Origin of the sequence: Aliamphritea spongicola (genome assembly GCF_017051665.1) — a bacterium.
Lineage (GTDB): Bacteria > Pseudomonadota > Gammaproteobacteria > Pseudomonadales > Balneatricaceae > Amphritea > Amphritea spongicola.
Window position 1 is genome coordinate 990,086 of the sequence record NZ_JAFIDL010000001.1, and the last position, 24,071, is coordinate 1,014,156.

Annotated in this window: 24 protein-coding genes and 2 riboswitches; of the genes, 18 read left to right on the plus strand and 6 right to left on the minus strand. The window is 52.4% G+C overall.

Going from position 1 to position 24,071, the window contains the following annotated elements; translation table 11 throughout:
- Window positions 1–5 precede the first annotated feature (5 nt).
- A complete protein-coding gene (locus JYB63_RS04585; protein ID WP_205656612.1) occupies window positions 6–1,538 on the minus strand; it encodes an HD domain-containing phosphohydrolase in 1,533 nt (510 codons plus the stop codon).
- 743 nt (window positions 1,539–2,281) lie between these two features.
- Here JYB63_RS04585 and JYB63_RS04590 point away from each other — a divergent pair.
- From JYB63_RS04590 to JYB63_RS04610, 5 genes are all read left to right on the plus strand, one after another.
- Window positions 2,282–3,541 (plus strand): flavin-containing monooxygenase, encoded by a 1,260-nt coding sequence (locus JYB63_RS04590; RefSeq protein ID WP_205656613.1) that lies wholly within the window; start codon window positions 2,282–2,284, stop codon window positions 3,539–3,541.
- A gap of 74 nt (window positions 3,542–3,615) precedes the next feature.
- A complete protein-coding gene (locus JYB63_RS04595) occupies window positions 3,616–4,035 on the plus strand; it encodes a RidA family protein (protein ID WP_205656614.1) in 420 nt (139 codons plus the stop codon).
- 72 nt (window positions 4,036–4,107) lie between these two features.
- Complete coding sequence (locus JYB63_RS04600; protein WP_205656615.1) at window positions 4,108–4,779, plus strand: DUF1028 domain-containing protein; 672 nt, start codon at window positions 4,108–4,110, stop codon at window positions 4,777–4,779.
- A 332-nt stretch (window positions 4,780–5,111) separates the two neighbouring features.
- The gene (argE, locus tag JYB63_RS04605) at window positions 5,112–6,293 is read left to right on the plus strand and encodes an acetylornithine deacetylase (RefSeq protein ID WP_205656616.1); all 1,182 of its coding nucleotides are present in this window, start codon (window positions 5,112–5,114) and stop codon (window positions 6,291–6,293) included.
- Between the two features lie 130 nt (window positions 6,294–6,423).
- Window positions 6,424–7,851 (plus strand): APC family permease, encoded by a 1,428-nt coding sequence (locus JYB63_RS04610; protein WP_205656617.1) that lies wholly within the window; start codon window positions 6,424–6,426, stop codon window positions 7,849–7,851.
- 99 nt (window positions 7,852–7,950) lie between these two features.
- Here JYB63_RS04610 and JYB63_RS04615 read toward each other — a convergent pair whose 3' ends face one another.
- A complete protein-coding gene (locus JYB63_RS04615; RefSeq protein ID WP_205656618.1) occupies window positions 7,951–8,550 on the minus strand; it encodes a macro domain-containing protein in 600 nt (199 codons plus the stop codon).
- 14 nt (window positions 8,551–8,564) lie between these two features.
- Complete coding sequence (locus JYB63_RS04620; RefSeq protein WP_205656619.1) at window positions 8,565–9,497, minus strand: LysR family transcriptional regulator; 933 nt, start codon at window positions 9,495–9,497, stop codon at window positions 8,565–8,567.
- 126 nt (window positions 9,498–9,623) lie between these two features.
- On the opposite strand from JYB63_RS04620, the gene JYB63_RS04625 reads away from it, so the two are divergent.
- From JYB63_RS04625 to JYB63_RS04635, 3 genes are all read left to right on the plus strand, one after another.
- Window positions 9,624–10,064 (plus strand): VOC family protein, encoded by a 441-nt coding sequence (locus JYB63_RS04625; protein WP_205656620.1) that lies wholly within the window; start codon window positions 9,624–9,626, stop codon window positions 10,062–10,064.
- A 55-nt stretch (window positions 10,065–10,119) separates the two neighbouring features.
- Window positions 10,120–11,205 carry an alkene reductase gene (locus JYB63_RS04630; RefSeq protein WP_205656621.1) on the plus strand — a complete coding sequence of 362 codons (1,086 nt, stop codon included), beginning with the start codon at window positions 10,120–10,122 and terminating at the stop codon, window positions 11,203–11,205.
- Between the two features lie 250 nt (window positions 11,206–11,455).
- A complete protein-coding gene (locus JYB63_RS04635) occupies window positions 11,456–12,319 on the plus strand; it encodes a substrate-binding periplasmic protein (protein ID WP_205656622.1) in 864 nt (287 codons plus the stop codon).
- A gap of 2 nt (window positions 12,320–12,321) precedes the next feature.
- Here the strand turns inward: JYB63_RS04635 and JYB63_RS04640 are convergent, their stop codons facing one another.
- From JYB63_RS04640 to JYB63_RS04650, 3 genes are read right to left on the minus strand one after another with little or no spacing between them, the layout of a single operon-like run.
- Complete coding sequence (locus tag JYB63_RS04640; protein WP_243431799.1) at window positions 12,322–13,350, minus strand: FecCD family ABC transporter permease; 1,029 nt, start codon at window positions 13,348–13,350, stop codon at window positions 12,322–12,324.
- 3 nt (window positions 13,351–13,353) lie between these two features.
- A complete protein-coding gene (locus JYB63_RS04645) occupies window positions 13,354–14,310 on the minus strand; it encodes an ABC transporter substrate-binding protein (protein ID WP_205656623.1) in 957 nt (318 codons plus the stop codon).
- Window positions 14,255–15,124: an ABC transporter ATP-binding protein gene (locus JYB63_RS04650; protein WP_205656624.1), complete on the minus strand. Its 870-nt coding sequence runs from the start codon at window positions 15,122–15,124 to the stop codon at window positions 14,255–14,257. Before JYB63_RS04650 ends, JYB63_RS04645 begins: the two co-directional genes overlap by 56 nt.
- 140 nt (window positions 15,125–15,264) lie before the next feature.
- A riboswitch (cobalamin riboswitch) is annotated at window positions 15,265–15,467 on the minus strand.
- Between the two features lie 207 nt (window positions 15,468–15,674).
- Window positions 15,675–15,775: riboswitch (TPP riboswitch) on the plus strand.
- Window positions 15,776–15,835: 60 nt separating this feature from the next.
- Here JYB63_RS04650 and thiD point away from each other — a divergent pair.
- The 10 genes from thiD (at window position 15,836) to JYB63_RS04700 (ending at window position 24,014) form a co-directional block, all read left to right on the plus strand.
- Window positions 15,836–16,657 carry a bifunctional hydroxymethylpyrimidine kinase/phosphomethylpyrimidine kinase gene (gene thiD / locus JYB63_RS04655; RefSeq protein WP_205656625.1) on the plus strand — a complete coding sequence of 274 codons (822 nt, stop codon included), beginning with the start codon at window positions 15,836–15,838 and terminating at the stop codon, window positions 16,655–16,657.
- An 8-nt stretch (window positions 16,658–16,665) separates the two neighbouring features.
- Window positions 16,666–17,448, plus strand: coding sequence for an ABC transporter ATP-binding protein (locus JYB63_RS04660; RefSeq protein WP_205656626.1), 783 nt, complete (start codon window positions 16,666–16,668; stop codon window positions 17,446–17,448).
- Window positions 17,449–17,522: 74 nt separating this feature from the next.
- The gene (locus tag JYB63_RS04665) at window positions 17,523–18,272 is read left to right on the plus strand and encodes an ABC transporter permease subunit (RefSeq protein ID WP_205657028.1); all 750 of its coding nucleotides are present in this window, start codon (window positions 17,523–17,525) and stop codon (window positions 18,270–18,272) included.
- Window positions 18,273–18,294: 22 nt separating this feature from the next.
- The gene (locus JYB63_RS04670) at window positions 18,295–19,224 is read left to right on the plus strand and encodes an ABC transporter substrate-binding protein (RefSeq protein ID WP_205656627.1); all 930 of its coding nucleotides are present in this window, start codon (window positions 18,295–18,297) and stop codon (window positions 19,222–19,224) included.
- 41 nt (window positions 19,225–19,265) lie between these two features.
- Window positions 19,266–19,931 carry a thiaminase II gene (tenA, locus tag JYB63_RS04675; RefSeq protein WP_205656628.1) on the plus strand — a complete coding sequence of 222 codons (666 nt, stop codon included), beginning with the start codon at window positions 19,266–19,268 and terminating at the stop codon, window positions 19,929–19,931.
- Window positions 19,932–20,435: 504 nt separating this feature from the next.
- Entirely contained in the window at window positions 20,436–21,104 is a 669-nt protein-coding gene (locus JYB63_RS04680) for a DUF1007 family protein (protein ID WP_205656629.1), read from the plus strand.
- Between the two features lie 17 nt (window positions 21,105–21,121).
- Window positions 21,122–22,207, plus strand: coding sequence for a nickel/cobalt transporter (locus JYB63_RS04685; protein ID WP_205656630.1), 1,086 nt, complete (start codon window positions 21,122–21,124; stop codon window positions 22,205–22,207).
- A gap of 231 nt (window positions 22,208–22,438) precedes the next feature.
- Window positions 22,439–22,843 (plus strand): helix-turn-helix domain-containing protein, encoded by a 405-nt coding sequence (locus tag JYB63_RS04690; RefSeq protein ID WP_205656631.1) that lies wholly within the window; start codon window positions 22,439–22,441, stop codon window positions 22,841–22,843.
- A gap of 63 nt (window positions 22,844–22,906) precedes the next feature.
- On the plus strand, window positions 22,907–23,296 hold the full coding sequence (locus JYB63_RS04695; protein ID WP_207758288.1) for a VOC family protein: 390 nt from the start codon (window positions 22,907–22,909) through the stop codon (window positions 23,294–23,296).
- A gap of 253 nt (window positions 23,297–23,549) precedes the next feature.
- Window positions 23,550–24,014 (plus strand): cyclic nucleotide-binding domain-containing protein, encoded by a 465-nt coding sequence (locus JYB63_RS04700; protein ID WP_205656632.1) that lies wholly within the window; start codon window positions 23,550–23,552, stop codon window positions 24,012–24,014.
- Window positions 24,015–24,071: the final 57 nt, after the last annotated feature.

A 24,071-nucleotide genomic window follows, 5' to 3' on the forward strand; every position in this document is an offset into this window, starting at 1 on the left:
GCAGTTCAGTCGGGGTAACGATCCCGGGTTGCCACCATTTCATCGAAAGACTCAAAGAACAGATCCACCAGTTGCGGATCAAACTTAACGCCCCGGTTGTCTTCAATAAATCCGCGAATATCCTCCAGCGACCAGGGGTCCTTATAACAACGCTTTGCCCCCAGCGCATCAAAGACATCTACCAGGGCCATAATCCGTGCCTCGATCGGGATCTGCTCTCCCGAAAGACCCTCCGGGTAACCGCTGCCATCCCAGTTTTCATGGTGGTAGCGGGCAATCCGTGAACCCAGCTGCGCCACCGGCAAATGACTTTTCGCCAGCATATTGCCGCCGATTTCTGCGTGGCTCTGCATCACCGCCCATTCCCCGGCGTCGAGCTTTCCGGGCTTACCGAGAATATTATCGGGAATAGCAATTTTGCCGATATCATGCAGCGGCGCAGCGGTTTTAATGGCTGCACAAAAACTCTCCGGCAACCCCAGTTTACGGGCCAGCAGCTCACTGAGAATGGCTACCCGCTTCACATGTGATCCGGTTTCCTTACTGCGCGCCTCCACCGCTTCCCCGACGATATACATCAGCTCTCGCTGGTTATCGGCCAACTGCTGCTTACCAATGAGACTTTCCAGAATCAGGGCAATATTGGTGATATACAGTTCTGCCAGCCGGGCATTAAAGTGCTCGCCTTTTTCAGCATATTTCACATACAACACGGAACAGGTCGTCGCAGATGTCTGGAAGTAAGCAATGAAGTAACCACCGGCCTGCACATTTTGCCGCAGGCGAAATACTGACTGAATCTGCCGCCTGACGGTATCCGGCACGCTGCTGATACACTGGCTCTGCCGGCCCTTGCGACCGCTGCAGGCGACAACCGTCTCCCGGGTTTCCCCCATAAAGTCATCTTCGTGGCGGACCATATAAAACGACGCACCTTTGAGATGCAGCAACGGCAGCATGTTATCCAGCGCCGCCAGGGCAAACTCTTCGAGGCTCTGGACCTTAAGAATGGTATTTGAAGTACTGATGAGATTGCGGAATTCCCTGAGATTTCTCAGAATGGTTTCAATATCCCGGTAACTGCGAATGCCGGAGATCACTGAAGTGGTCATCTTCAGTGCGGTGAATTCCGTCTTGGTTTTATAGTCGTTAATGTCATACCGGCGAATGACTTCCTCTTCCGGTGCCATCCCCGCCTGACCGGTACGTAACACCAACCGGATAGACTGGTTCTGAAGTTTTTCACGGATCCAGGAAACCAGCTCCAGCCCGGCGCTGTCACTTTCCATCACCACATCCACGAACGCCATGGCAAACTCAGTGCCATTCTGCAGCATCCTGCGGGCTTGCGCACCGTTATAGGCAAAATGCAGCTTTAGCGGCCGGCCAAATACTTCAACACCGGAAAGGACTAACTGGGTAACATCATGAATAGCCTGCTCGTCATCAACCACCAGCACGTGCCAGTGGTCTGTTTCCTCAGGCTTAGAAACCTTGTCTGAGGGTTGCTCAGACGTCTTGAACTGAAACAGCGTCATATCGTTATCGTTCCCCCGGATGCATCACACCTTGCACAGTGAACCTGGCCTGATGCAAACCTGTAAGGTCTTCCTGACACCCACTCCCACCGGACCGCTGAAAATCACCAATCCATTTTCCATGCAGTCAGTTCTAACAAATACAAACTGAACAACTGCTAACAAAAAAGTAAAAAAACGGGCGACAAGCCCTGCCTTGCAACCTCATTCAGCCGGCCCTGACAGAGCAACAGTCAGCAACCGATGAAAATACCGATACCTGTCACAGAAGCCTAACATCAATTTTCACTTGTGCACGGCCTGCAGAAGCTGCTTAGCCCCACTGCGCAACCTCCACATTCAGGCGTTACACCTGCCATAATCAGACAGCCTGTCCTGCAGGCTATGGAAATCAACAGGTTAGTTTTTTCTTTTGAAATCAGCGCAGAAAAAATGTGCCTGAATTAATGTGACACAAAGATAACCATTTTAGTAACACCGTTCAGGTTTCCCCAAAACCCTGGCAGGAAAAGTGACAAAAAATGATCTAAATCAGTTTTTTTAATCCATTCTAAAAGTTAAAAATATTTTAATAATACAAGCAAAGCTCATAGTCTGAATGCACACCATGAGGGCCGTGCAGGTAATCGGCATAACCGGAAAACACAATGTTTTTTTGCCATGCACACCCCGCCCACCCTGCTGTGTGGGACGGGTCACTAATCCCTCTGAGAAACACTGAATAACAACAACAGGAATCAGACATGACAGTTGAAAAAATAGACACGCTTGTTATCGGTGCCGGCCAGGCCGGCGTGGCCATGAGCGAACACCTTAGCAATCTCGATGTGCCACATCTGGTTCTGGAACGTGACCGTATTGCAGAGAAATGGCGCACCGCCCGCTGGGATTCACTGGTTGCCAACGGCCCGGCATGGCATGACCGTTTCCCGGGTATGGAATTTGAAGATGTCGATCCGGATGCCTTTGCCCCGAAAGAACGGGTTGCTGACTATTTCAATGACTATGCGAAAAAATTCAACGCGCCAATCCGTACCGGCGTGGAAGTTAAAAATGTTGTCCGCAATGCTGACCAGCCAGGCTTTACCGTAGAAACCTCTGAAGGCACCATCATTGCTAACCGTGTGGTTTCTGCCACCGGCCCTTTCCAGCACCCGGTTATTCCACCGATTGCCCCGAAAGATGACAGCATTCACCAGATTCACTCTGCCAGCTACCGTAACCCTGAACAGCTGCCTGAAGGCGCGGTACTGGTGGTAGGTGCAGGTTCATCCGGCGCACAGATCGCCGACGAACTGCAACGTGCCGGTAAAAAAGTGTACCTGTCTGTTGGCCCGCACGACCGTCCGCCACGCTCATACCGTAACCGCGATTTCTGCTGGTGGTTAGGAGTACTGGGTGAGTGGGATGCTGAAGCCATGAAACCGGGTACTGAGCACGTCACCATCGCTGTAAGCGGTGCCTACGGTGGCCAGACTGTCGACTTCCGCCGCCTGGCAAACGAAGGTATGACGCTGGTTGGCCTGACTAAAGCCTTCAACAACGGCTCAGTAACCTTCCAGTCGGATCTGGTTGATAACCTGAACCGTGGCGATGACAACTATCTGGAACTGCTGGATGCGGCAGACGCGTACATTGAACGCAATGGTCTGGACCTGCCGGAAGAACCGGAAGCCCGTACCCGCTTCCCGGATGCAGACTGCATCACCAACCCGATTGTTGAGCTGAACCTGGCCGAAGCCGGCATCACCTCCATCATCTGGGCAACCGGTTTTGCCACCGATTACAGCTGGCTTAACGTTAACGCCTTCGATGATAAAGGCAAACCTGCTCATCAGCGCGGTGTATCCACTGAACCGGGTGTCTACTTTGTTGGCCTGCCATGGTTATCCCGCCGCGGCTCAACGTTCATCTGGGGTGTGTGGCATGACGCCAAGCACATTGCGGACCACATCGCCACGCAGCGCAAGTACCTGGCATACCGCGATCCGTCACAGCGTTAATCACCAGCTACACCCAATTCCCTCAGGCCGGTTGATACCGGCCTGATGTCATACAGAATTACTGGAGCAAGTTGATGCCAACCCATACACGCATCCGTATGTTCAATACGAAAGAAACCTATCCGAACCAGAGCCTGGATAACGACCTGTGTCAGGCCGTCCGTGCCGGCAATACCGTTTACGTCCGTGGCCAGGTAGGTACTGATTTTGAAGGCAACCTGGTAGGACTGGGTGACCCGCGGGCACAAACCGAACAGGCCATGAAAAACGTCAAGCAACTGCTTGAAGAAGCCGGTTCAGATATGAGCCACGTGGTTAAAACCACCACCTACATCATCGACCCCCGCTACCGGGAAGAAGTCTATAAAGAAACGGGCAAGTGGTTCAAAGGCGTTTACCCGATTTCAACCGGACTCGTAGTTCAGGCCCTGGCACAGCCCCAGTGGCTGATGGAAATTGACGTCATTGCCGTCATTCCGGACGACGAAGCCTGATTACAGATACGCCCTACAGCCTGCCTCAGTAATGACGCAGGCATTTTTACTACAGCACAACAGGATAACAATATGACATTCTCAGTTGCAGGTATTTGTCCTGATACAGGAATGGTCGGCTGCGCGATCACCTCATCCAGCATTTGCGTCACCAGCCGCTGCGCCTTCGCCCGCAGTGGCACAGGTGTTGCTCTGACACAGAACATCACCAACCCGGATCTCGGTCCGCTGGCACTGGATCTTCTTACTGAAGGCCACAATGCTGACGCCGTACTGGAAAAACTTCAGGCAGCCGAACCTCATGTTCAGTGGCGCCAGCTGGGCGTACTGGATAAAGACGGCAACGGTGCCACCTTCAGCGGTGCTGAAGCACTGGGTATATACGCCACCGCCAAAGGCAAAAACTGTATCGCCATGGGTAACCTGCTGGCCAATACAGATGTACCTCAGGCCATGGCAGAGCACTTTGAAAACAGCACCGGTGATCTGGCGGATCGCCTGTTAGCCGCACTGGAAGCAGGCCTTGCAGCCGGTGGTGAGCTGGGCCCGGAACATTCCGCCGGCCTGCTGGTTTATGGCGAACCGAACTGGCCCATCGTTGATCTGCGGGTCGACTGGCATATCTCCCCCATCAGTGAACTGCGCATGGTACTGAACAACTACCAGCCACAGATGGGCGCCTACATCACCCGTGCAAAAGACCCTGCCAATGCAGAATCTTACGGTGTGCCGGGCGACGAATAAGCGCCCGAAATCACCCGATCAACAAGCTCGGCAAACACTGTTTCCGGGCTTTTTTATGGCGTAAATGTATGTTTTTACGCTCATACAGCCACATAACCTGCTGAAATAAATACTGAATTAATTTTTTTGATCCAAATCAAAAAATAAAAATATTTTAATGATGAAGATCAAGGGCATATTCTGAATTCATCGCCAGCTGGCCTTCTGAGCAACCTGTTCAGCAGTGTTATGAAAGCGTCTGTTCTTCACGGCGCAGACTTTCAGAAGCACATGAACAACCAACTTCAGAAGCACAGCCGGCAACTGATAATAACAACGCTCCGGGAAATAAAATGGCACACACCGCAACCCTGCAACTGCTGCAAGATCTGATCAGCTTTGACACCACCAGCTGCAATTCCAATCTGGAACTGATGGCCTATGTACAAAGCTATCTGAACGAACAGGGTGTGCAAAGCCAGCTGATTTACGATGAAGCCGGCGGAAAAGCCAATCTGTATGCCACGGTTGCGGGCTCTGCTGCCAACAATGCAGAAGTAGCAGCTAAAGCGGGCGTTATGTTATCCGGCCATACCGATACGGTACCTGTCACCGGCCAGAACTGGACCTGTGACCCGTATCAGCTGAGTGAAACCGATGGCCGATACTATGGCCGTGGCACCAGCGATATGAAAACCTTCATTGCTTCTGCCCTGGCAGCCGTACCGGCCATGCAGGCAGCTGACCTGCAAGTGCCAGTGCACCTGGCCTTCTCCTACGATGAAGAAATCGGCTGTGTGGGCGTACGCCGCATGATCGATACCCTGAAAGATCACCCGGTTAAACCGGCCATCTGCATCATTGGCGAACCTACCGAAATGCAGGTGGTTACCGCCCACAAGGGAAAACTGGCAGCTAAGGTAAGTGTCTACGGCAAAGAATGTCATTCCGGCATGGCGCCTTACGGTGTCAACGCGGTGAACTACGCCGCCCGGATGATTACCTGGCTGGAACAGCTGGCGCACGAAAAACAGACACTGGGCCCGTTCGAAGACGGCTACGACATCCCTTACACCACCGTTCACACTGGCGTTGTTCACGGCGGTACCGTGGTGAACATCGTGCCGAACTACTGTGAGTTTGTATTTGAATTCCGCAATGTAGCCGCCGAAGATCCCCGCGGCCTGCTGCAACGCTTACAGGGCTATGCCGACAAGCTCAGTGAAGAAATGCGCAGCACCGATCCGGACTGCCGGATTGAAATTAACATCACCACGGAATATCCCGGCTTAAGCACCGCCAGTGACAGCGAAGTCATCGCTTTTGTAAAGAACCTCGCCCAGCCACTGGCAAAAAAACACATCAACTTTGGCACCGAAGGCGGCCTGTTCAGCAAGGTGCTGGGCATTCCCACCGTCGTTTGCGGCCCTGGCAGCATGGACCAGGGGCACAAGCCTGATGAATTTATCCATATTGATCAAATCAACCAGTGCGATGCCTTCATGGCCCGCTTAATTACCCAGCTAAGCGGATGATCGCCAGCCAGGTTATAGCACCACGCGCACACCTTGAATCGCGAAGGAGGTCTTACCCGTTTTAACGTCCGGTCTTATACTTGAATAGGGCCAACCTGATATCAAAAATATAATAAACCAGGAGTAAAAAATGTCTGACAATTCTACCTACGCCTCTGGCGTCGCTGGTGCTTCTTCAGGAAGCAGCAGTAAGGGATTCAGCAGAGTACTCGGTTTAGGCTCACTGTTAGCCGTTGCCGTTGGTCTGGTGGTATCTCAGGGTGTTATGGTTCTGATGCTGCAGGGCGCCGGCATCGCTGGTCTGGGATTCATTATCCCGCTGGCTATCGGCTATATTCTGGCCCTGACCTACGTCTATTCATTCTCTGAACTGTCACTGATGATTCCCCGTGCGGGCAGTCTCAGTAGTTACACTGAGGTGGCGATTGGCCATTTCCCCGCTATTCTGGCGGTATTTTCCGGCTATGTCGTGGTGGCAATGTTTGCCCTGTCGGCTGAGCTGTTGCTGGTCGACTTCATTATCGACAAGATTTATCCGGGTGCCTTCCCGCAGTACACCGTAGGCTTTGGCTTACTGGCTATCTTCACCGCCCTGAACCTGATGGGCATTGACGTGTTCGCCAAGCTGCAGTCTGCTCTGGCATTCATCATGGTTGTGGTATTACTGGTTCTTGGCCTGACAGCCGTCTCCGGTGCTGCTAACCCGCAGCCTGCCGGCCTGGACCTGACATCAACCTGGAACCCTCTGGGTGCAGAAGTTATCACACTGGTTGCCCTGGCAATCTGGGGCTATGTAGGTGCAGAGTTTGTCTGCCCGCTGGTGGAAGAATCCAAGAGCCCTGAGCGCAATATTCCACGGGCAATGATCATCGGTGTTACCGTTATTTTCGCCACTATCGCGATTTACTGCCTGGGTGCCCTACTGTACATCCCTGCGGATGATCTGGCGGCGTCTCCGTTACCACATTACGATTACTTCAAAGCTGTATTCGGCGATGTAGGCTTAACCTTCCTGGCGGTTGCTGCTGTTACTGCAACCTGCTCCACGGTTAACACCTCACTGGCGGCTATTCCACGTATGCTTTACGGTATGGCACAAAACGGTCAGGCATTCCCACAGTTCAAGAAACTGACCAAAACTACCAAGACGCCTTGGGTTGCGGTTGTATTCGTTGCCGCGGTTACCGGCCTGCCAATGCTGGTCATGGGTGATAACCCGGATGCCATTGGTCTGCTGCTGATCTCTGCCGCAATCGCCTGGTTGCTGGCGTACATCATTACGCACATTAACGTTATCGCCCTGCGTAAGCGTTACCCGGATATGGCTCGTCCCTACAAGACACCTTTCTATCCGTTACCACAGATCATCGGTATCGCCGGTATGATCTACGCAGTGATCTACGCATCACCGGCACCGGAACTGAGCAATCAGATCTTCGGCGCAGCAGGAGTAGTACTGGGTATCGTGTCTGTGATCGGTGTGTTCTGGGTCAAAGTGGTGATGAAGAAGAACCTCTTCGAACCGGAGCCAATTGAAAAAGCACTGGACGCTGAATAACAGCTTCCGGCAGATAATCAAAAGGCAGTGAATTCACTGCCTTTTTTACATCTGTAAAGACGCAATACGTTCTTAAACACGCCCGTAATGCAGATAAAATCAATCCGCTGTCGCTAACCGCCTGTACATTTCACGTAACTCAGAGGCCCCAGGTATTCTCGCCGGCCGGTCAAGCTGTTCAAAAGCCAGCTTCATCTGCATAGCACACTGGGCCGGAGGCATTCTCCCCACGCCAGTTCCCAGCCCCGGACAAATCAGTGTCCGGATAGCATCTTCCGGCCGAAGTGTATTATGTCTGTGCACAGCAATTAACACTGCCCTGAACGCCAGATAAGCATTCAGTGTATGTCGAATATTCTCTGGAACACGCATCGTTGGGGCCACTATTAAATAAGGCCATACACCATGATCGGTTTTCACTACCGCAGCATTGCCAACCGGAAGCTCACCATAATATTCCCTGACAATGCAGTCCTGAACACGGGCTTCAATGTTATTGCCCAATTCATGACGAATCGCCAGATCAAGCCCACCATCCATAATGCCAAAACTGTTCGCTGGACTTACCAAAGCATCGGCAGGATGCTTAAAAAAATCCCCCTGCTCAGCGCTCACCCGTTCCGTATCTTCGAATACAGACTGCCAGGCGGTTATAAGGCCAGCATCGGCATCCCGCAGGTATATGTGTTCAATGTCCATAAGTCATAATCTCTTTAGCAATCAGACAACCCCTCTGCCTGATATTGTAATGCTTCCATCAGATACTCACTGAACGCCTGCACCTGACGGGGCAGATAACGCCGCTGCGGGTAGACAATCTGCAACCCTACCGTTGCATCATCCTGCTCACTCAGACCGGCAGTGTAATCTTCCAGCACGGGAATAAGCCGGCCGGCTTTAAGATCGCTACAAACATCCCAGTAAGACTTCAGCGCAATCCCCATGCCTTGCAGTGCCCACTGCCTGACCAGCGCACCGTCATTTCCGGTCAGGCGGGGTGTGATACGCAACCGGGTTTCAGTACCGTCAATCATGAAGTACCAGCTGTCACGGGGCTCACCTGACCGGCTCATGACAATACAGTCATGCTCAGCCAACTCGGACGGATGCTGAGGCTCACCTCTTTGTTTCAGGTAGTCCGGCGATGCACATAACAGGCGGCGGTTTGAGACTAACCGCCGGGCAACCAGACTGCTATCCGGCAGATTACCGATACGGATGCCCAGATCAAATCCAGACTGTGCCAGGCTTACCACCCCGTCATCAAGATGCAGCGACCCGTTCACCTGAGGATTCAGCCGGGTAAATTCCGCCAGTGCCACCGCCACAAACTGACGTCCAAAATCAGACGGTGCGGTGATTGCCAGCCGGCCACTCAGCTCAGCAGCCTGATCAGCCAGTAACGCCTCAGCGCAGTGAAGCTCCTCGACGATACGCAGGCAGGATTCATAGAACCGTTCACCTGCCGGTGTCAGTGAAATATTTCGGGTTGTACGGTTTAACAACCGTGCTTTATAACGGGCTTCAAGGCTGTTAATCCTGGCGGTCATTGCCGCCGGTGATAATCCAACCTGCCGGCCAGCCGCCGCCAGCCCTCCGGCTTGAACCACTTCAACAAACAACTCCAGATCATCCAGTTTTGCCATCGCAAATCGCCCGAGACTCTTTTATTCATATTTTATAAATAATATTTTCACATCTAAGCCAATTATCAAACATAACCTTAAGACTTAGCCTGAGAACACTGAATAAATCACCGACAGGCAACACTGATGAAACTCAATCACGCCTTACTGATGTGCGAAAACATCACCGCGATGGAAGACTTCTTCATCCGGATTATTGGTTTTGAAAACGGCCCCCGTCCGCCTTTCCCGTTCGCCGGGAGCTGGCTTTACAGCGATGGCCAGCCGTTAATCCATCTGGTGGGCAAGACCCCCTTCTCTTCACAAGAGCCGTCACAAGAGCAATCACAACAGGCTTATCTGCGAACAGTAGAGAAAGACACTGAAGCCAAAGCTAACGGCATCATTGATCACCTGGCCTTCCAGGGAGGCTGCTACCGCACGCTTATCAGACGGCTGGACGAGCAGCAGGCCACCTACTTCGAACGGACGATCCCGCTCAGTAATGAGCATCAGGTATTTGTCATCGGCCCTGAACAGATCAAATTAGAAATTCTTTTTAATCAGGACCGCAGTTCTCTGAACTGAAGCGGTCACATTCACTTCGTTCTCACCCCATTCTTTCTCAAATAAGGAAAACACCATGTCAGACTTTAACCTGCACAGCCCAGGACGCATTGGCCAGGCAAACACTGCTAACAGAATCATCATGGCCCCCATGACCCGCGCCAGAACCACACAGCCCGGCGATATTCCTAATCTGCTGATGGCTGAATACTATGCCCAGCGGGCCAGCGCTGGCCTGATCATTTCTGAAGCCACCCAGATTTCACCTCAGGGTAAAGGATATTCCTTCACACCTGGCATGTATTCTGAAGCTCAGATAAAAGGCTGGCAGCAGGTAACCGGCGCAGTCCATGAAGCGGGTGGCAAAATGTTTGCCCAGCTATGGCATGTTGGCCGTATGTCTCACGGCACCTTTCATAACGGCGGCCAGCCGGTAGCCCCGTCCGCCATTGCCCCGAACGCTCAGGTATGGGTTGAAGGTGAGATGCTTGACTGCCCTGTCCCCCGGGCGCTCAGCCTGCCGGAAATAAATAACATCATCGCGGATTACCGCCAGGCCGCCGCCAACGCGATAGAGGCGGGGTTTGACGGCGTGGAAATTCACGCTGCCAACGGCTATCTGATCGACCAGTTTATGCGTCGCAGCTCAAATACCCGTACAGATCAGTACGGCGGCTCACTGGAAAACCGTATCCGCTTTGCCTGCGAAGTCACCGCCGCTGTTTGTGAAACTGTCGGGGCAGACAAAGTCGGCATCCGCCTCGCCCCCTTTATTACCCAGCGGGGCATGAACGACAGCGAAGCGATTGAAGCCATTCTCACCGCTGCCCGGTATTTCAACACTCTGGGCATTGCCTATATTCATCTGGCGGAAGCGGACTGGGACGACGCACCGATAGTTACCGACAGTTTCCGGCATACTCTCCGGGACCTGTTTGATGGCGCGATCATTGTCGCCGGCAACTTTACCCGTGAAAGCGGCGAACACCTGATCCGCAAGGGGCTGGTGGATTTCGTCGCATATGGCCGGGCCTTTATAACCAACCCGGATTTACCACGCCGCTTTAAGGAGAGCCTCCCTCTGTCTCCCCTTAAAGACAAAAGTACACTGTTTGGCGGTTCTGCAGCCGGATATACTGACTATCCGTTATCACCTGTCTGAACCTCTGGCTGCAACAGAAACAGTGACTCTCGCAGACTATATTTTCAGGATGTGCTGCACATCCTGAAAACTCTTTATAAAAGCTCTTCACAAAAACACTTCACAAAAGCTCGGCACAAAAGTTCAGCCAGGATTCAGTTTTTAGATGAAATTACCTATGGATTTCCGTAGTATCTGTTTAATTAGAAAGGGATTTCTGAAAAAAACAGGGATGAGGGACCAGTTTCGTTTTTGTCATAAGGCTGCATGAATGTTCAGACGAACCTTCAGATATTTTTTACCATGCGGTAAGCAATCGTTAATTTTCAGGCACTGTATCCGCCTGTCAGCCGCACTGCTGACCGGCATAATGGCTACGCTGAGCTATGCGGCAGATCCTGTGCAACTGGACCTGATCACTGAAGAATTCCCTCCCCTGCAAATAGAAACGGACAACCAGCCCAAAGGGTATGTGATTGATTTCATCAAAGCCCTGGTTGAAGAAGCAGCAAAACAACAGCCAATGGTTATCCGCAGCACCCACTTTGCTCCCTGGCGGCGTGCTATCAAAATGTCTCAGGATGGCCCCAACAAACTGTTTTTCTCTATCTCCCGTAATCAGCAGCGGGAAAGCCAGTATCACTGGATTGGCCCGGTCTCCCCTTACGAAGTGATCATCTACAGACATAAAGATGGCCCCGATCACATGCCCGAATCACTGGAAGAACTGAAAAAATACCGGGTAGCGGTACAGGGGGGCGGCAGCCTCGACACCTACTTTACTGAGCAGGGTTTTACGCCGGTAAGAGTCAATTACACCCGCCAGACCATTAAAATGCTCCGTGCTCTGCACATTGACTACGCCCCACAGGTAAACAGCTTCCCCTACAGAATTGATGAGTTCGGCCTTAACGCGGATGACTTTATTCCGGTGTTGCGGGTAGACGATTTGTCAAAACAGCTCTGGCTGGCCGCCAGCCCGGAAACCTCACCAAAGGTTGTCCAGGCATTACAGACAGCCTACATAAAACTTTCAGAAATAAATCTGCTGGATGATCTGATCAGCCTTTACGGATTCAACAGCCCGGTGATGCTCGATTACCGTTTACGCAAACGGCTGATCAACAAGATATAAAGTTAACGCCGCGCCAGCAAATAACAGAAGTAACTGCCGCCTACCGCGCCGGTAATTATTCCGATTGGCAGTTCCTGCGGCGCCAGCAACATCCGGGCAACAATATCCATCCCCAGCATGAAAGCCGCACCAGCCAGTGCGCATACAGGCAACAGGATGCGGTTATCCCCGCCGATGAATGTCCGCATGATGTGCGGCACCACCAGCCCGACAAATCCGATAGTACCGGTCAGAGAAACGATCAGACTGGTCACCAGGGTTGCCAGTAACAATACGGTTATCCGCACGCGGTTAACGGATATACCCAGCGCAGCTGCACTCTCCTGCCCCATCATCAGGGCATTCAGGTTACGGGCCTGCCAGATCAGTAACATCACGCCCAGTACTATGATCAGCGTCGGAATAGGCAGCAGATCCCAGCGGGCCCGGCCAAGCCCCCCCAGCATCCAGAAAACCACTGACTGTGCCGCCCGCTGGTCACCCAGAAAAATCAGACCGTTGGTGCCGGCCATCAGCAAGAATGAGATGGCCACACCCGCCAGCACCAGCCGGTCCGGCCGCTGGTTCTCCGGCCGTTTCATCAGTATCAGCAACAACAGGAAAGACAATAAACCGCCGGCAAAACTGAACACCGGCATGGTATACGCCCCGATCACCAACCCCACATGGGAGATAACCAGCACCGCCCCCAGTGAAGCACCGGATGATACCCCCAGCAGGAACGGGTCGGTTAACGGATTACGGGTTGCCGCCTGCAAGGCTGCACCGGCCACCGCCAGGCCAGCACCGGCCAGCATGGCCAGAATCACCCGGGGAGCCCGCAGCTCATTAATGATAACGGCCTGGGAATTACGCCAGTCCGGCTCGATAAAACGCCCCAGCCCGTCGGGGCTGAAACCGTGAAGCAGGATACCAAGTGCCTGGTCAGGCTGAATCTGGCTGACACCAATCATGACGCCAGCCAGTGAAAGTGCCAGGATGATCAGCAGCAGGACACCGCCGATCAACCCCGGCCTGAAGGGTTTGCTCAAAACTTACCGTCCGCTCAGGTACATCTTCTCAGCCAGTTTTTCCACCGCCTGAATGTTCAGCGGGCCCGGTGTAATTTCACCGTACTCCAGTGGCAGGAAGCGGTCGTTCTTCACCGCATCCAAAGTGGACAGCACCGGATGGTTCTTAATGAATTCCCAGGAGCCTTTCCAGCCACCCTTCTGATAATCCACCAAAATGAAGAAATCAGGTTCGGCATCCATCACCGCTTCAATGCCTACCTTGCCCCAGCTGGTATCGATGTTATCCATCACGTTTTCACCACCGGCAGCACGGATCAGCGCAGTTGGCATACCGAAACGGCCAGAAGTAAAGATCTTGTCTTCACCGGAGTCATACAGGAATACCTTCACCGGCTTCTTGCCTTCGGTCTTATCAGCGACGGCTGCCAGACGGGATTTCCAGCCATCAACCAGTGCGTCGGCTTTTTCCTTCACGCCGAATACCGCACCCAGACGTACAACGTCATCGTATAGCAGATCCATAGACGCATCCGGACCGGATTTGGTCAGGTGAACACAGGATTCAGTCAGTTCCAGAACCGGTACACCCAGATCACCCAGGCTTTGTGGCGTCAGCTCACCGTCGGTACGCATACCGTAGTTCCAGCCGGCAAAGAACAGATCCGGATCAGCACTGATGACGTTCTCAGTGGTCGGGTTCTTCGGCGCCAGTTCAGGAATATCACCACGGTCTTTATCAAACTCAGGGCTGGTTTTGTACCAACCGGTAATACCGGTCAGGCCGGCTACATTCTTTTGAATACCCAGCGCAAATGCCATCTGGCTCATATTCTGATCATGAATGACCGCCCGCTTAGGAGCTTCATTAAAGGTAACGGTTCGGCCACAGCTGTCTACAGTAACCGGGAATTCAGATGCCTGGCTAAGCGGCGCCAGACTGGCGAACAGCATCGCTGAGCTGAAGATGAGAGTGCGCATGTGCTTGATCCTTTTGCTTTTTTGTACAGGAAAAAAAGGGGAGCGAGGTGGCATAAAACGACCACTGCTCCCAAGGGTTAGAGTAGGTATTGGCACGCACGGCAAAAACGTTTTCGAATAACTCAGGGGTCAGCACAGATTCAGCAGGCCCCTCAGCCACCAGACGTCCCTGCTTCATGACCAGAACGCGGTCGCAATAGCGGGCCGCCAATGGAAAATCATGCAGGGACACCAGGCTGCTGACCGGCAGTTTACGCAGTAACTGCATCAGGCTGAGCTGATGTTCAATGTCCAGATGGTTACAGGGTTCATCCAGCACCAGCAGTTCCGGTTGCTGTACCAGTGCCCGGCAGATCATGACGCGTTTGCGTTCACCGCCTGAAAGCTCACTGATGTCCCGGTCCAGATAGCGCCGCAGATGAAACTGCCTGACGGCCTCATCAATCACCTTTTCGGCATCCGGGTCTTTACCCGTAAACCAGTGCTGATGAGGCGTACGGCCGGTCGCAATCACCGAACGGACACTGAGCTGAAAGTCAGCTGGCATTTCCTGTGTTACAGCAGCCACCTGCAAAGCCCGTTGCCGATCAGTCAGAGTGCTGATATCCCGGCCATTGATGTGAACTGATCCGCTGAACTGGCGCAAAGCACCAAACAGGCAGCGCAGCAGTGTGGTTTTGCCGGCGCCGTTCGGCCCCAGTACACCCACTACTTCGCCCGGGCGCATACTGAAGCTGACGTCATCCAGCAGTAATTGCTGGTTATCGCCAGATACAGTCAGCCCTGAAACCTGCAGCAAATCAGCCACAGCCATCGGTTACCGGAAGCCCCGGCAGAACAGAGAGTGTTTTCGAATTGTCTTTGCCATGTGTCGCCTATGTTCACACACGGACAAGCACGCCCAGGAAAAAAGCTACAGAAAGCTTTTATGCCCAGAACCGCCCACCGCGATAATATAAGGGTGATACGCAGGCTGGTTTCCGGGCTTAACAGTTGGCAGATGCCGGTAATCAGCCCTTCCCAAGCGTATTGCTCAGTGGTTTGCTGATCACCAAACTGTAGTTACCGTTGCGGGGGCAGCGCCGGACTTACACCGGCTTCCCAATTATCAGCCGGACATAAAAATGGCCGGCTGCACCTGTCGCATACAGAATTAGTTGGCAGCATAGTATTTTGGAAAATTCTGAAACACAACCCTTACCCCGAGAATTTTTTTCAGTACCGAATTACCTGTGTCGTTTTTTGACCTTTACCCCCAGGCCATACCAGCCCTGAGTTTCACGACAACTCTCATGCTTTAGGCGCACAGCCACAGATAACAATAAGTTTCATTTGTCTTTGTATAGCCAACTCTCTATGATCGCCCAATACAGTCGGGGAACCAGAATTCTGGTTGAGATGGCATATGCTGAACCCGTTGAACCTGATCCAGTTATTGGCGTAGGAAATCTGTGAACATTACTTCCAGCATTGCTTTTCCTGCCCGGGTCAGACCGTTATCTATCTTCAGACGCAGGAAAGCACCATGTCACAGCCCAACACTCCTATCGTTCTCAGCGTAGCCGGATCCGACAGCGGTGGCGGTGCTGGCATACAGGCGGACATCAAAGCCATTTCTGCCACCGGCAGCTACGCCTGCACAGTCATCACTGCCCTGACCGCCCAGAATACCCGCGGCGTCACTGGCGTTATGCCGGTTACCGGCGAGTTCATTGAGCAACAGTTCGAAGCAGTTTTCAGCGATATCGCCGTCGATGCCGTCAAGATCGGCATGCTGGGCGACGCGGACACCATCCGTACAGTGGCGGCAGCCATCCGCAAATATCAGCCAAAACACGTGGTGCTTGACCCGGTGATGGTTGCCACCAGTGGCGATGTGCTGCTGGCAGCGGATGCTACCGATACCCTGATCCGCGAACTGATCCCACTGGCGGACGTAATTACCCCTAACCTGCCAGAAGCGCAGGCATTACTGGCAGCACGCCCGGAACTGAATACCGCTGGCGCGGAAGATACCGCCGCACACTGCGAACAGTTGCTTGGCTATGGCTGCAAGTCGGTACTGATCAAAGGCGGCCATCAGGCAGCCGATACCAGCACTGATTTCTGGCTAGGATCTGAAGGCCTGCGCACATACAGCAGCCAGCGTATCGACACCAAAAACACCCACGGCACTGGTTGTACGCTGTCCGCCAGCATTGCGTCTTTCCTGGCACAGGGCTACCCGATGGCAGATGCCATTCAGCAGGCAAAAGACTATATACAGGCGGCCATCGAACACGCTGATGAGTTGCACATTGGTGAAGGTTCCGGCCCGGTTCACCACTTTTACCGTCAGGCCCGGTAATCCAGACCATGCAAGCCACCGAAATTAATATTCGCCAGCTCAGCCTGCAGTATCAGAATGCCCCTGAACCGGTCTTCAGTGATCTCAACCTGCAGCTGCCCGCCGGAGAATGGACCTGCCTGCTGGGCAGCAGCGGCTGCGGTAAAACCAGCCTCTTGCGCCGTCTTGCGGGATTAATTGAACCGCAGCATCACTGCAGCGGTGAAATTATCGATCAGCACGGCCAGCCCCTGGAAGGTCAGATCGCCTATATGGCCCAGCAGGATTTGCTCCTGCCCTGGCTGAAAGTACGCGATAACGTTTGCCTGCAGGCCCGCCTGAGCAAAGGTAAACCCTCGGCTGAAGACTACGCCCGGGCAGACCAGCTACTGGCCCAGCTTGGTCTGGCTGACAGCAGCCACCTGCTGCCGGATGCGCTGTCCGGCGGTATGCGACAGCGTGTGGCGCTGGCCCGTACCCTGATGCAGGACACCCCCATCGTCCTGATGGATGAACCCTTCAGCGCACTGGATGCCGTGACCCGCCACCGCTTGCAGGCACTGGCCTTCAAAGCACTTGAAGGCCGTACGGTACTGCTGATCACCCATGATCCTCAGGAAGCTCTGCGACTGGGCCAGCACGTCTGGCTGTTTCAGCAGCGCCGGCTGAAAGCTGCCGCCACACCGGACAGCCCCGTGCCCCGTCCGGTGGATGCAGAACTTGGTGACTACCAGCACCGCCTGCTGGCTGCCCTTCAGGCCGCCGATGAACAGTTCAGTGTGGCCAGTGTCAGTGAAGGAGAGCGCCAGTGAATAAGCCCGTTACACCGGTCGTTAACCGCGCCAGCACACAACAGGATTTACAGAACGGCACGGGGCGGCGCCAGATACTGTTTCGCCTGACCATCACCAGCCTGGTCTTACTGGGCCTGTGGCAGGCCATTGTGGTGATCTTCTCGATGCCACCGTTCATTCTGCCGCCGCCTCTGCTGGTCTTCGACAAACTGATCAGCAATCCGGAACTGCTGTGGGATCACAGTCTGATCACTCTTACTGAGATTGTACTGGGGCTGTTACTCGGCTTATTTATGGGCATCGGCCTGGCCCTGCAGATGCTGCTGTTTAATCCGGTACGCCGCTGGTTACTGCCGGTACTGATTGCCAGCCAGGCGATCCCCGTATTCGCACTGGCGCCAATTCTGATGCTCTGGTTCGGCTATGGCATGGCCTCCAAGGTCATTATGGCGGCACTGATTATCTTCTTCCCGGTCACCACTACCTGCTTTGACGGTTTGCGCCACACGCCCACCGGCTACCTTGATCTGGCCACCACCATGCACGCCAACCGCTGGCGTCAGCTGTGGCATATCCGCTTACCTGCCGCCCTGCCAACACTGGCATCCGGCATCCGGGTAGCGGTGGTGGTTGCGCCAATTGGTGCAGTGGTTGGTGAATGGGTAGGCTCTGCCGGCGGCCTGGGTTACCTGATGCTGCAAGCCAATGCCCGGATGCAGATTGCCGACATGTTCGCGGCCCTATTTATCCTCGCCCTGTTCTCTATTCTGCTGTACTACAGCACCGACCAGTTACTTAAAAAAGCCATTCCCTGGTATCGGGAAAAGCCAAACAACACCTGAAAATGAAACAACGGAAACTGTTATGAAAAAAATATTCGCTTTTGCCCTGATTATGTTCAGCCAGCAGGCACTGGCTGAAAAAGTCACCCTGATGCTGGACTGGTTTGTAAACCCGGACCACGGCCCGATCATTGTTGCCAAGCAGCAGGGCCTGTTCAAAGCTCAGGGTCTGGACATTGAAATCACCGAACCTGCTGACCCAAGCACTCCGCCTAAACTAGTTGCTGCCGGTAAATTCGATCTGGCGGTTACCTATCAGCCACAGCTGATCCGTGACGTGGTGGAAGACCTGCCCCTGAGCCGGGTTTCAACCCTGATCGCCACCCCGCTAAATACCGTGATGGTACTGAAAGACAAGGGCTACAACTCTCTGGCTGACCTGGAAGGTAAGAAAATCGGTTACGCCTTCGACGGCGGTCTGGTCGATGCCACCATCGGCACCATGATGAAGAAAAACGGCGCCAGCATTGAAAATGTTGAACTGATCAACGTGGGCTGGTCTCTGTCTGCTTCACTGGCAACCGGCAAAGTTGATGCTATCTACGGCGGTTACCGTAACTTCGAAATGCACCAGCTGAGCATGGAAGGTTTTGAAGGCAAAGCGTTCTTCGTTGAAGAAGAAGGCATTCCGCCATACGACGAGCTGGTTGTGGTTGCGAACAGCAACAAAATCGATAAAGAGATGCTGAAGAAGTTTAACCGCGCACTGGAACTGGCAACACAGTACACCGTTAACCACCCGGACGAAGCATGGGAACTGTTCAAGTCTTACGGCGACGGTAACAAGCTGGATACTGAACTGAACCGCCTGGCCTGGAAAGACACCCTGATCCGTTTCGCCCTACGCCCACAGGCAGCAGATCTGGGCCGTTATGATAACTATGCCCAATTCCTGTTCGACAACGGTGTGATCAAAACGCTACCGAAAGCCACTGACTACATCGTTCAGTAAACCTGTGTAAAACACAGCAAGTACAAACAGGAAAACAGACTATGAACCATCAGGATCTGATCAAAGGCTGCCAGCAAGACTGGAATCTGTACATCAAGCACCCCTTCGTGCAGCAGCTTGGCCAGGGCACACTGGCCGGGGAAAGTTTTCGTCACTACCTGCAGCAGGACTACCTCTACCTGATCCACTACGCCCGGGCTCACGCGCTGGCGGTGTTCAAGAGCGACAGCCCACATCAGATGCGGGCCAGCCTGCCTTCACTCTCGGCACTGGTAGAGCACGAAATCAGCCTGCATATCGACTACTGCAAGTCCTGGGGCCTGCAGGAAAACGATATTCTGGAACTGCCTGAAGCCGTTGCCACCGTGGCTTACACCCGTTACCTGATCGATGCAGGCCTGCAGGGTGACCTGGCCGACCTGTACGCGGCACTGGTGCCATGTGCACTGGGCTACGCCCACGTGGGTCAGTACCTCACTGAAGCTGGCAACAGCGTCATTGAAGGTAACCCGTACGCTAACTGGATCGACATGTACGCCGGTGAGGAATATCAGGAAGCAGCCTATGCCACCACGGCATTCTTTGATGAACTGATTGCAGAAATCCCGGCGGACAGCCGCCGCGGCAAACAGCTGCAAAAGCACTTCACCACCGCTACGCGGATGGAAATTGCCTTCTGGCAACAGGGGCTGGATCTGACTCAATAAATCGGCTCCCCCTCTGACGGGCATTCTGAACCATCGCTTCAGAACGCACCGCGCGGCACAAAAAAACCTTAGCAGAGTAACTTGCTAAGGTTTTTTTATTTTTGCGGCATGCCCGGCTATTCCAAATATACAGTGCCCCTGTAGTCCAGCTCATTGCTGTTACATCAGTGCTTACACAAAGCATGATACATATCTCATCTCCCTCTCATGAATGGCCTCAGCTGGCTACGGAGCTATATTCTTTTTCGCCTCCATAGAATCTATTCCGTTGCCGTCACCTACGCCGGTGTTTATGAATACAGCCACTGTGCAAAGCAATCTCCTCAGTTGCCAGTCAGTCATTCTTGACCGGCACATTACAAAGCAAGGCTAGACTCGAAAAATGTTATAATATAACATTTCTTAAATCATACACTGAGAATCAGTCATCGGATTCACGCCCACTAACACGCTATGCAGACAGAATATGAAAACCATCGGCCACCTAAACAGACAGCCTGTCAGATGAAATTTCGCGCCCGGGTTTTCATTTTTTTGATTTTGTCTGTGCTGCTGTCCTGCTATGCATCCCTTACAAATGCTCACCCACATAACTGGATCAATCTGAAATCTGATTTCACAATTGATAGCCAGTTCAGGCTGACACAGATTAAGCAGACGTGGAAATTTGATATGTATTACTCAATGATCACGTTAGCGGATGTATTGAATGAGTATAAGGATGAAGAAAAAGGCCTGAATGCCGTTGCCCGTAAAATGATTTCCAACCTGGCGGATTATAATTATTTCTCCCTGCTAAAAATAAAGGGGCAGCCCGTCCCCCTCTCAGCACCGACTGAATACCGGCTATATTCCCGGAATGAAGGCAATACACAGCTTCTTGAAATGGAAATTCTGTTTGATATCACACCGGAAATTCCTATCGATAATAAAGGGATTGAATGGCAGGTATACGACCCTACCTACTACATCGCCATGATGCATACAGAAAATACTAACGTTTCCGTAACCGCCAACCATGCGCTTGATTGCTCAAGTACTGTTGAACAGCCTGATCCCACCGAAGACATCATTAACTACGCCATGGGTTTAGACCAGAGCCAGCGGGAAACGAACGGTTTAGGAAAACATTTTGCCGAGAAAATCCGAATTAACTGCCATCCGAAATATTAAATAAAAGAAGTGCATCCATGAAAGCTATCAGTACAACGCTTCAACTTAACCGCCAGAAGACAATCATTAATCTGGTAACGCTCATCTTGACGGTTAGCCTGGTCACCGCCCTGTATCTGAACTGGGCTGCTCTTATGGCCATCATTGTTGATGTGCAGTTACAACTGCACAAAACGATGGCGGACCATATCAGCCGGGTTTCAGAGAATCCTGCGAAGTTTGGCGGAGCGCTCATCGCAATCAGCTTCCTGTACGGTGTTTTTCATGCAGTCGGCCCTGGTCACGGTAAAGCGGTGATCGTCACGTATTTAGGCACCGGTAAAGACAGCCTGCGAAATGGCGTGTCTATATCCATGCTGTCCGCCATTATGCAGTCACTTGTTGCCATTGCACTGGTCAGCGTTCTGGCTAAATACCTGGCGTTTCAGTTATCCGATGTACAAAGCTACGGCAACAATGTAGCCATTGTCAGCTATATCCTGGTGATGCTGCTGGGGCTGGTTTTAACATTTAAAGCCATGCGGGTACTTCTGAAAACTGACCGCTTTGCTAATCTCTTTAAACGGCTTAAATCCGTAAACAGTCATAATCACCAGCACCATAACCATTCACATGATCATGCTCACAGCCATGGACATGATCACAGCCATGGACATGATCATTCTCACAATCACGCACACAGCCATTCACATGATCACTCCCATGGCGCAGGTTGTGGCTGCTCCCATGCCCACGCACCAGTAAAAGATCAGTCACTGTTTCAGACACTCACGGTTATTTTATCGATGGGATTCAGACCATGTTCCGGGGCGATTATCGTACTGATCTACGCCCACCTGGTTGACGTGTTTTCCTATGGCGTGATCGCCACCCTGATGATGGGACTGGGTACCGGGCTGTCCGTAAGTCTGATGGCTGTTGCAACGGTTTACGCCCGCACCCGACTGGAACGCCTGGTTTCCGGCCCGGACGGCATCAGCACCCGAGCCTATCATTTTATGTCCAACTACCTGCGCCTGACCGGCGGAGTTTTTCTGATCTTTTTTGGCTATAGCTTGTTAAGTGCCACGACAGCCCTGCTCAGTAAACACCCTTTACTGTAAGCCTGACCCACACCTGTATTGCCGGGTGATTTACAATGTGAATTACACCGGCAATCTGTTAGTCCCCGCTTAAATAAGAGCAAGCATAAGATTTCCACTACATTCATTTACAGCTGTGCAGGAAGCTACACATTCCTCTCCTGCAATCTGCTCAAAACTCCTGCCAGCTCAGACAAACATCAAACTGTGCTAAAGTCAGACAAAAACCGCACCGTTACACTGCACAGCCAAATGCCAAAAGCCCCCAAAACATTTTATGAACGTGAGCTGGAACGTATCTACAGTGAAGAGGTATTGCCACCGGAAAAGTTTGAGCAAGTAAGGCAATCCAGAACCTTCATGGAAGAACACTATTCCGACCGGTTAGAACTGGATGACCTGGCCAGCGCAACACATATGTCACGGTTTCATTTCGTCAGAATCTTTCAGCAAATGTATGGCTTAACGCCCAGAGTCTATCTGAGGGATTTACGCATCGCGAAAGCAAAAGACCTGATCAAAACCGGATTATCCATTACTCAGGTTTGCCTGGAAGTTGGTTACCAAAGCATGCCAACCTTTTCATCCGTGTTTAAAAAATGCACCGGCTATACTCCCAGAGAGTATCAGCGCATGCATAACAGCAATCCGGAATAAGTTTTCTTATGCAAACACGTCTATGCTTTACCGGCTCACTAACCAGCAGAGAGTTTCACAGCAATGATCAAAATATATGTCACCAGCATTCCTGTTGAAGATCAGGACAAAGCTCTGGATTTCTACACCCGTATTTTAGGCTTCATCAAGAAAAAGGATATCCCGCTTGGCGAACACAAATGGCTGACTGTCGTCTCCCCGGCTGAACAGTCCGGCGTTGAGCTCTTACTGGAACCCATGGCCTTTGAACCGGCAAAAGTGTACCAGCGCGCCCTCAAAGACGCGGGTATTCCCTGCACCTCTTTTCAAGTGGATGACATAGAAAAAGAATACCAAAGGCTCTGCGAATCAGGCGTGCAATTCTCAATGCCGCCCACTGAAGCAGGCACAGTTAAGATCGCCCTGCTGGATGATACCTGTGGCAATTATATTCAGCTGATGCAAGAGCTGTAGCGCCCAAAAAACCTGAGAGTGATCCTGGGGTGCGAGGCTAATTTAGCTCCGGCCCCAAACCTCTTCTGCTTCCAAATAACCACTCCACCAACTGAAATCACCGCTACACAAATCAAGACAACGAACTTCAGGCTTTCCTGTTTCCGCTACTTCTCCGTAAACAAAGTAATTCTGTGTTGATCATTTCCACCATTTCCATGCAACCCGGCAGCGGTTTTACTACACTGGAGTGAGAGAAATCGGGGTCTCCGCCATGTTGAAAATATCCAGAGAAAAGTTTGATAAGGATTACCCTGTCGGGCATCTTCAGGGACTGTCTGTGTTTGGTGCGCTGAACCAGGATTTTGTCGGGCATTTACTGGATGAGTGCGAGATATACCGCACTGAAAAGAAAGACCGGCTATTCTCAGCTGACCATCGGCCCAACGGGTTTTATATCCTGATTGAGGGTAACAGTACGCTCTACTGCGGTCCGCAGAAAGAAAACAAAGTCGTGAACGTGCTCGAGCCCGGTGAATGCGTGGGTTTTATCAGCATGCTTTCAATGAATCCGGTCATCGGAGATGTAACACCCACGGCCGGTTCAGTGGTGCTGCGCATCAGCGACCATCTGTTTGCCAGCCTGCCAGAGATTGACGGTGAACAGTCCTTCATCCTGCTCATGAACCTGACCCGTAACATCTGCAGGGCCTATATCAAGCATGCGATTCAGAACTAGCTTATAAAGAAGTATCAGAGCCAGCCCCAGTTTCTGCGCTTCCCCCTTTTATCGGTC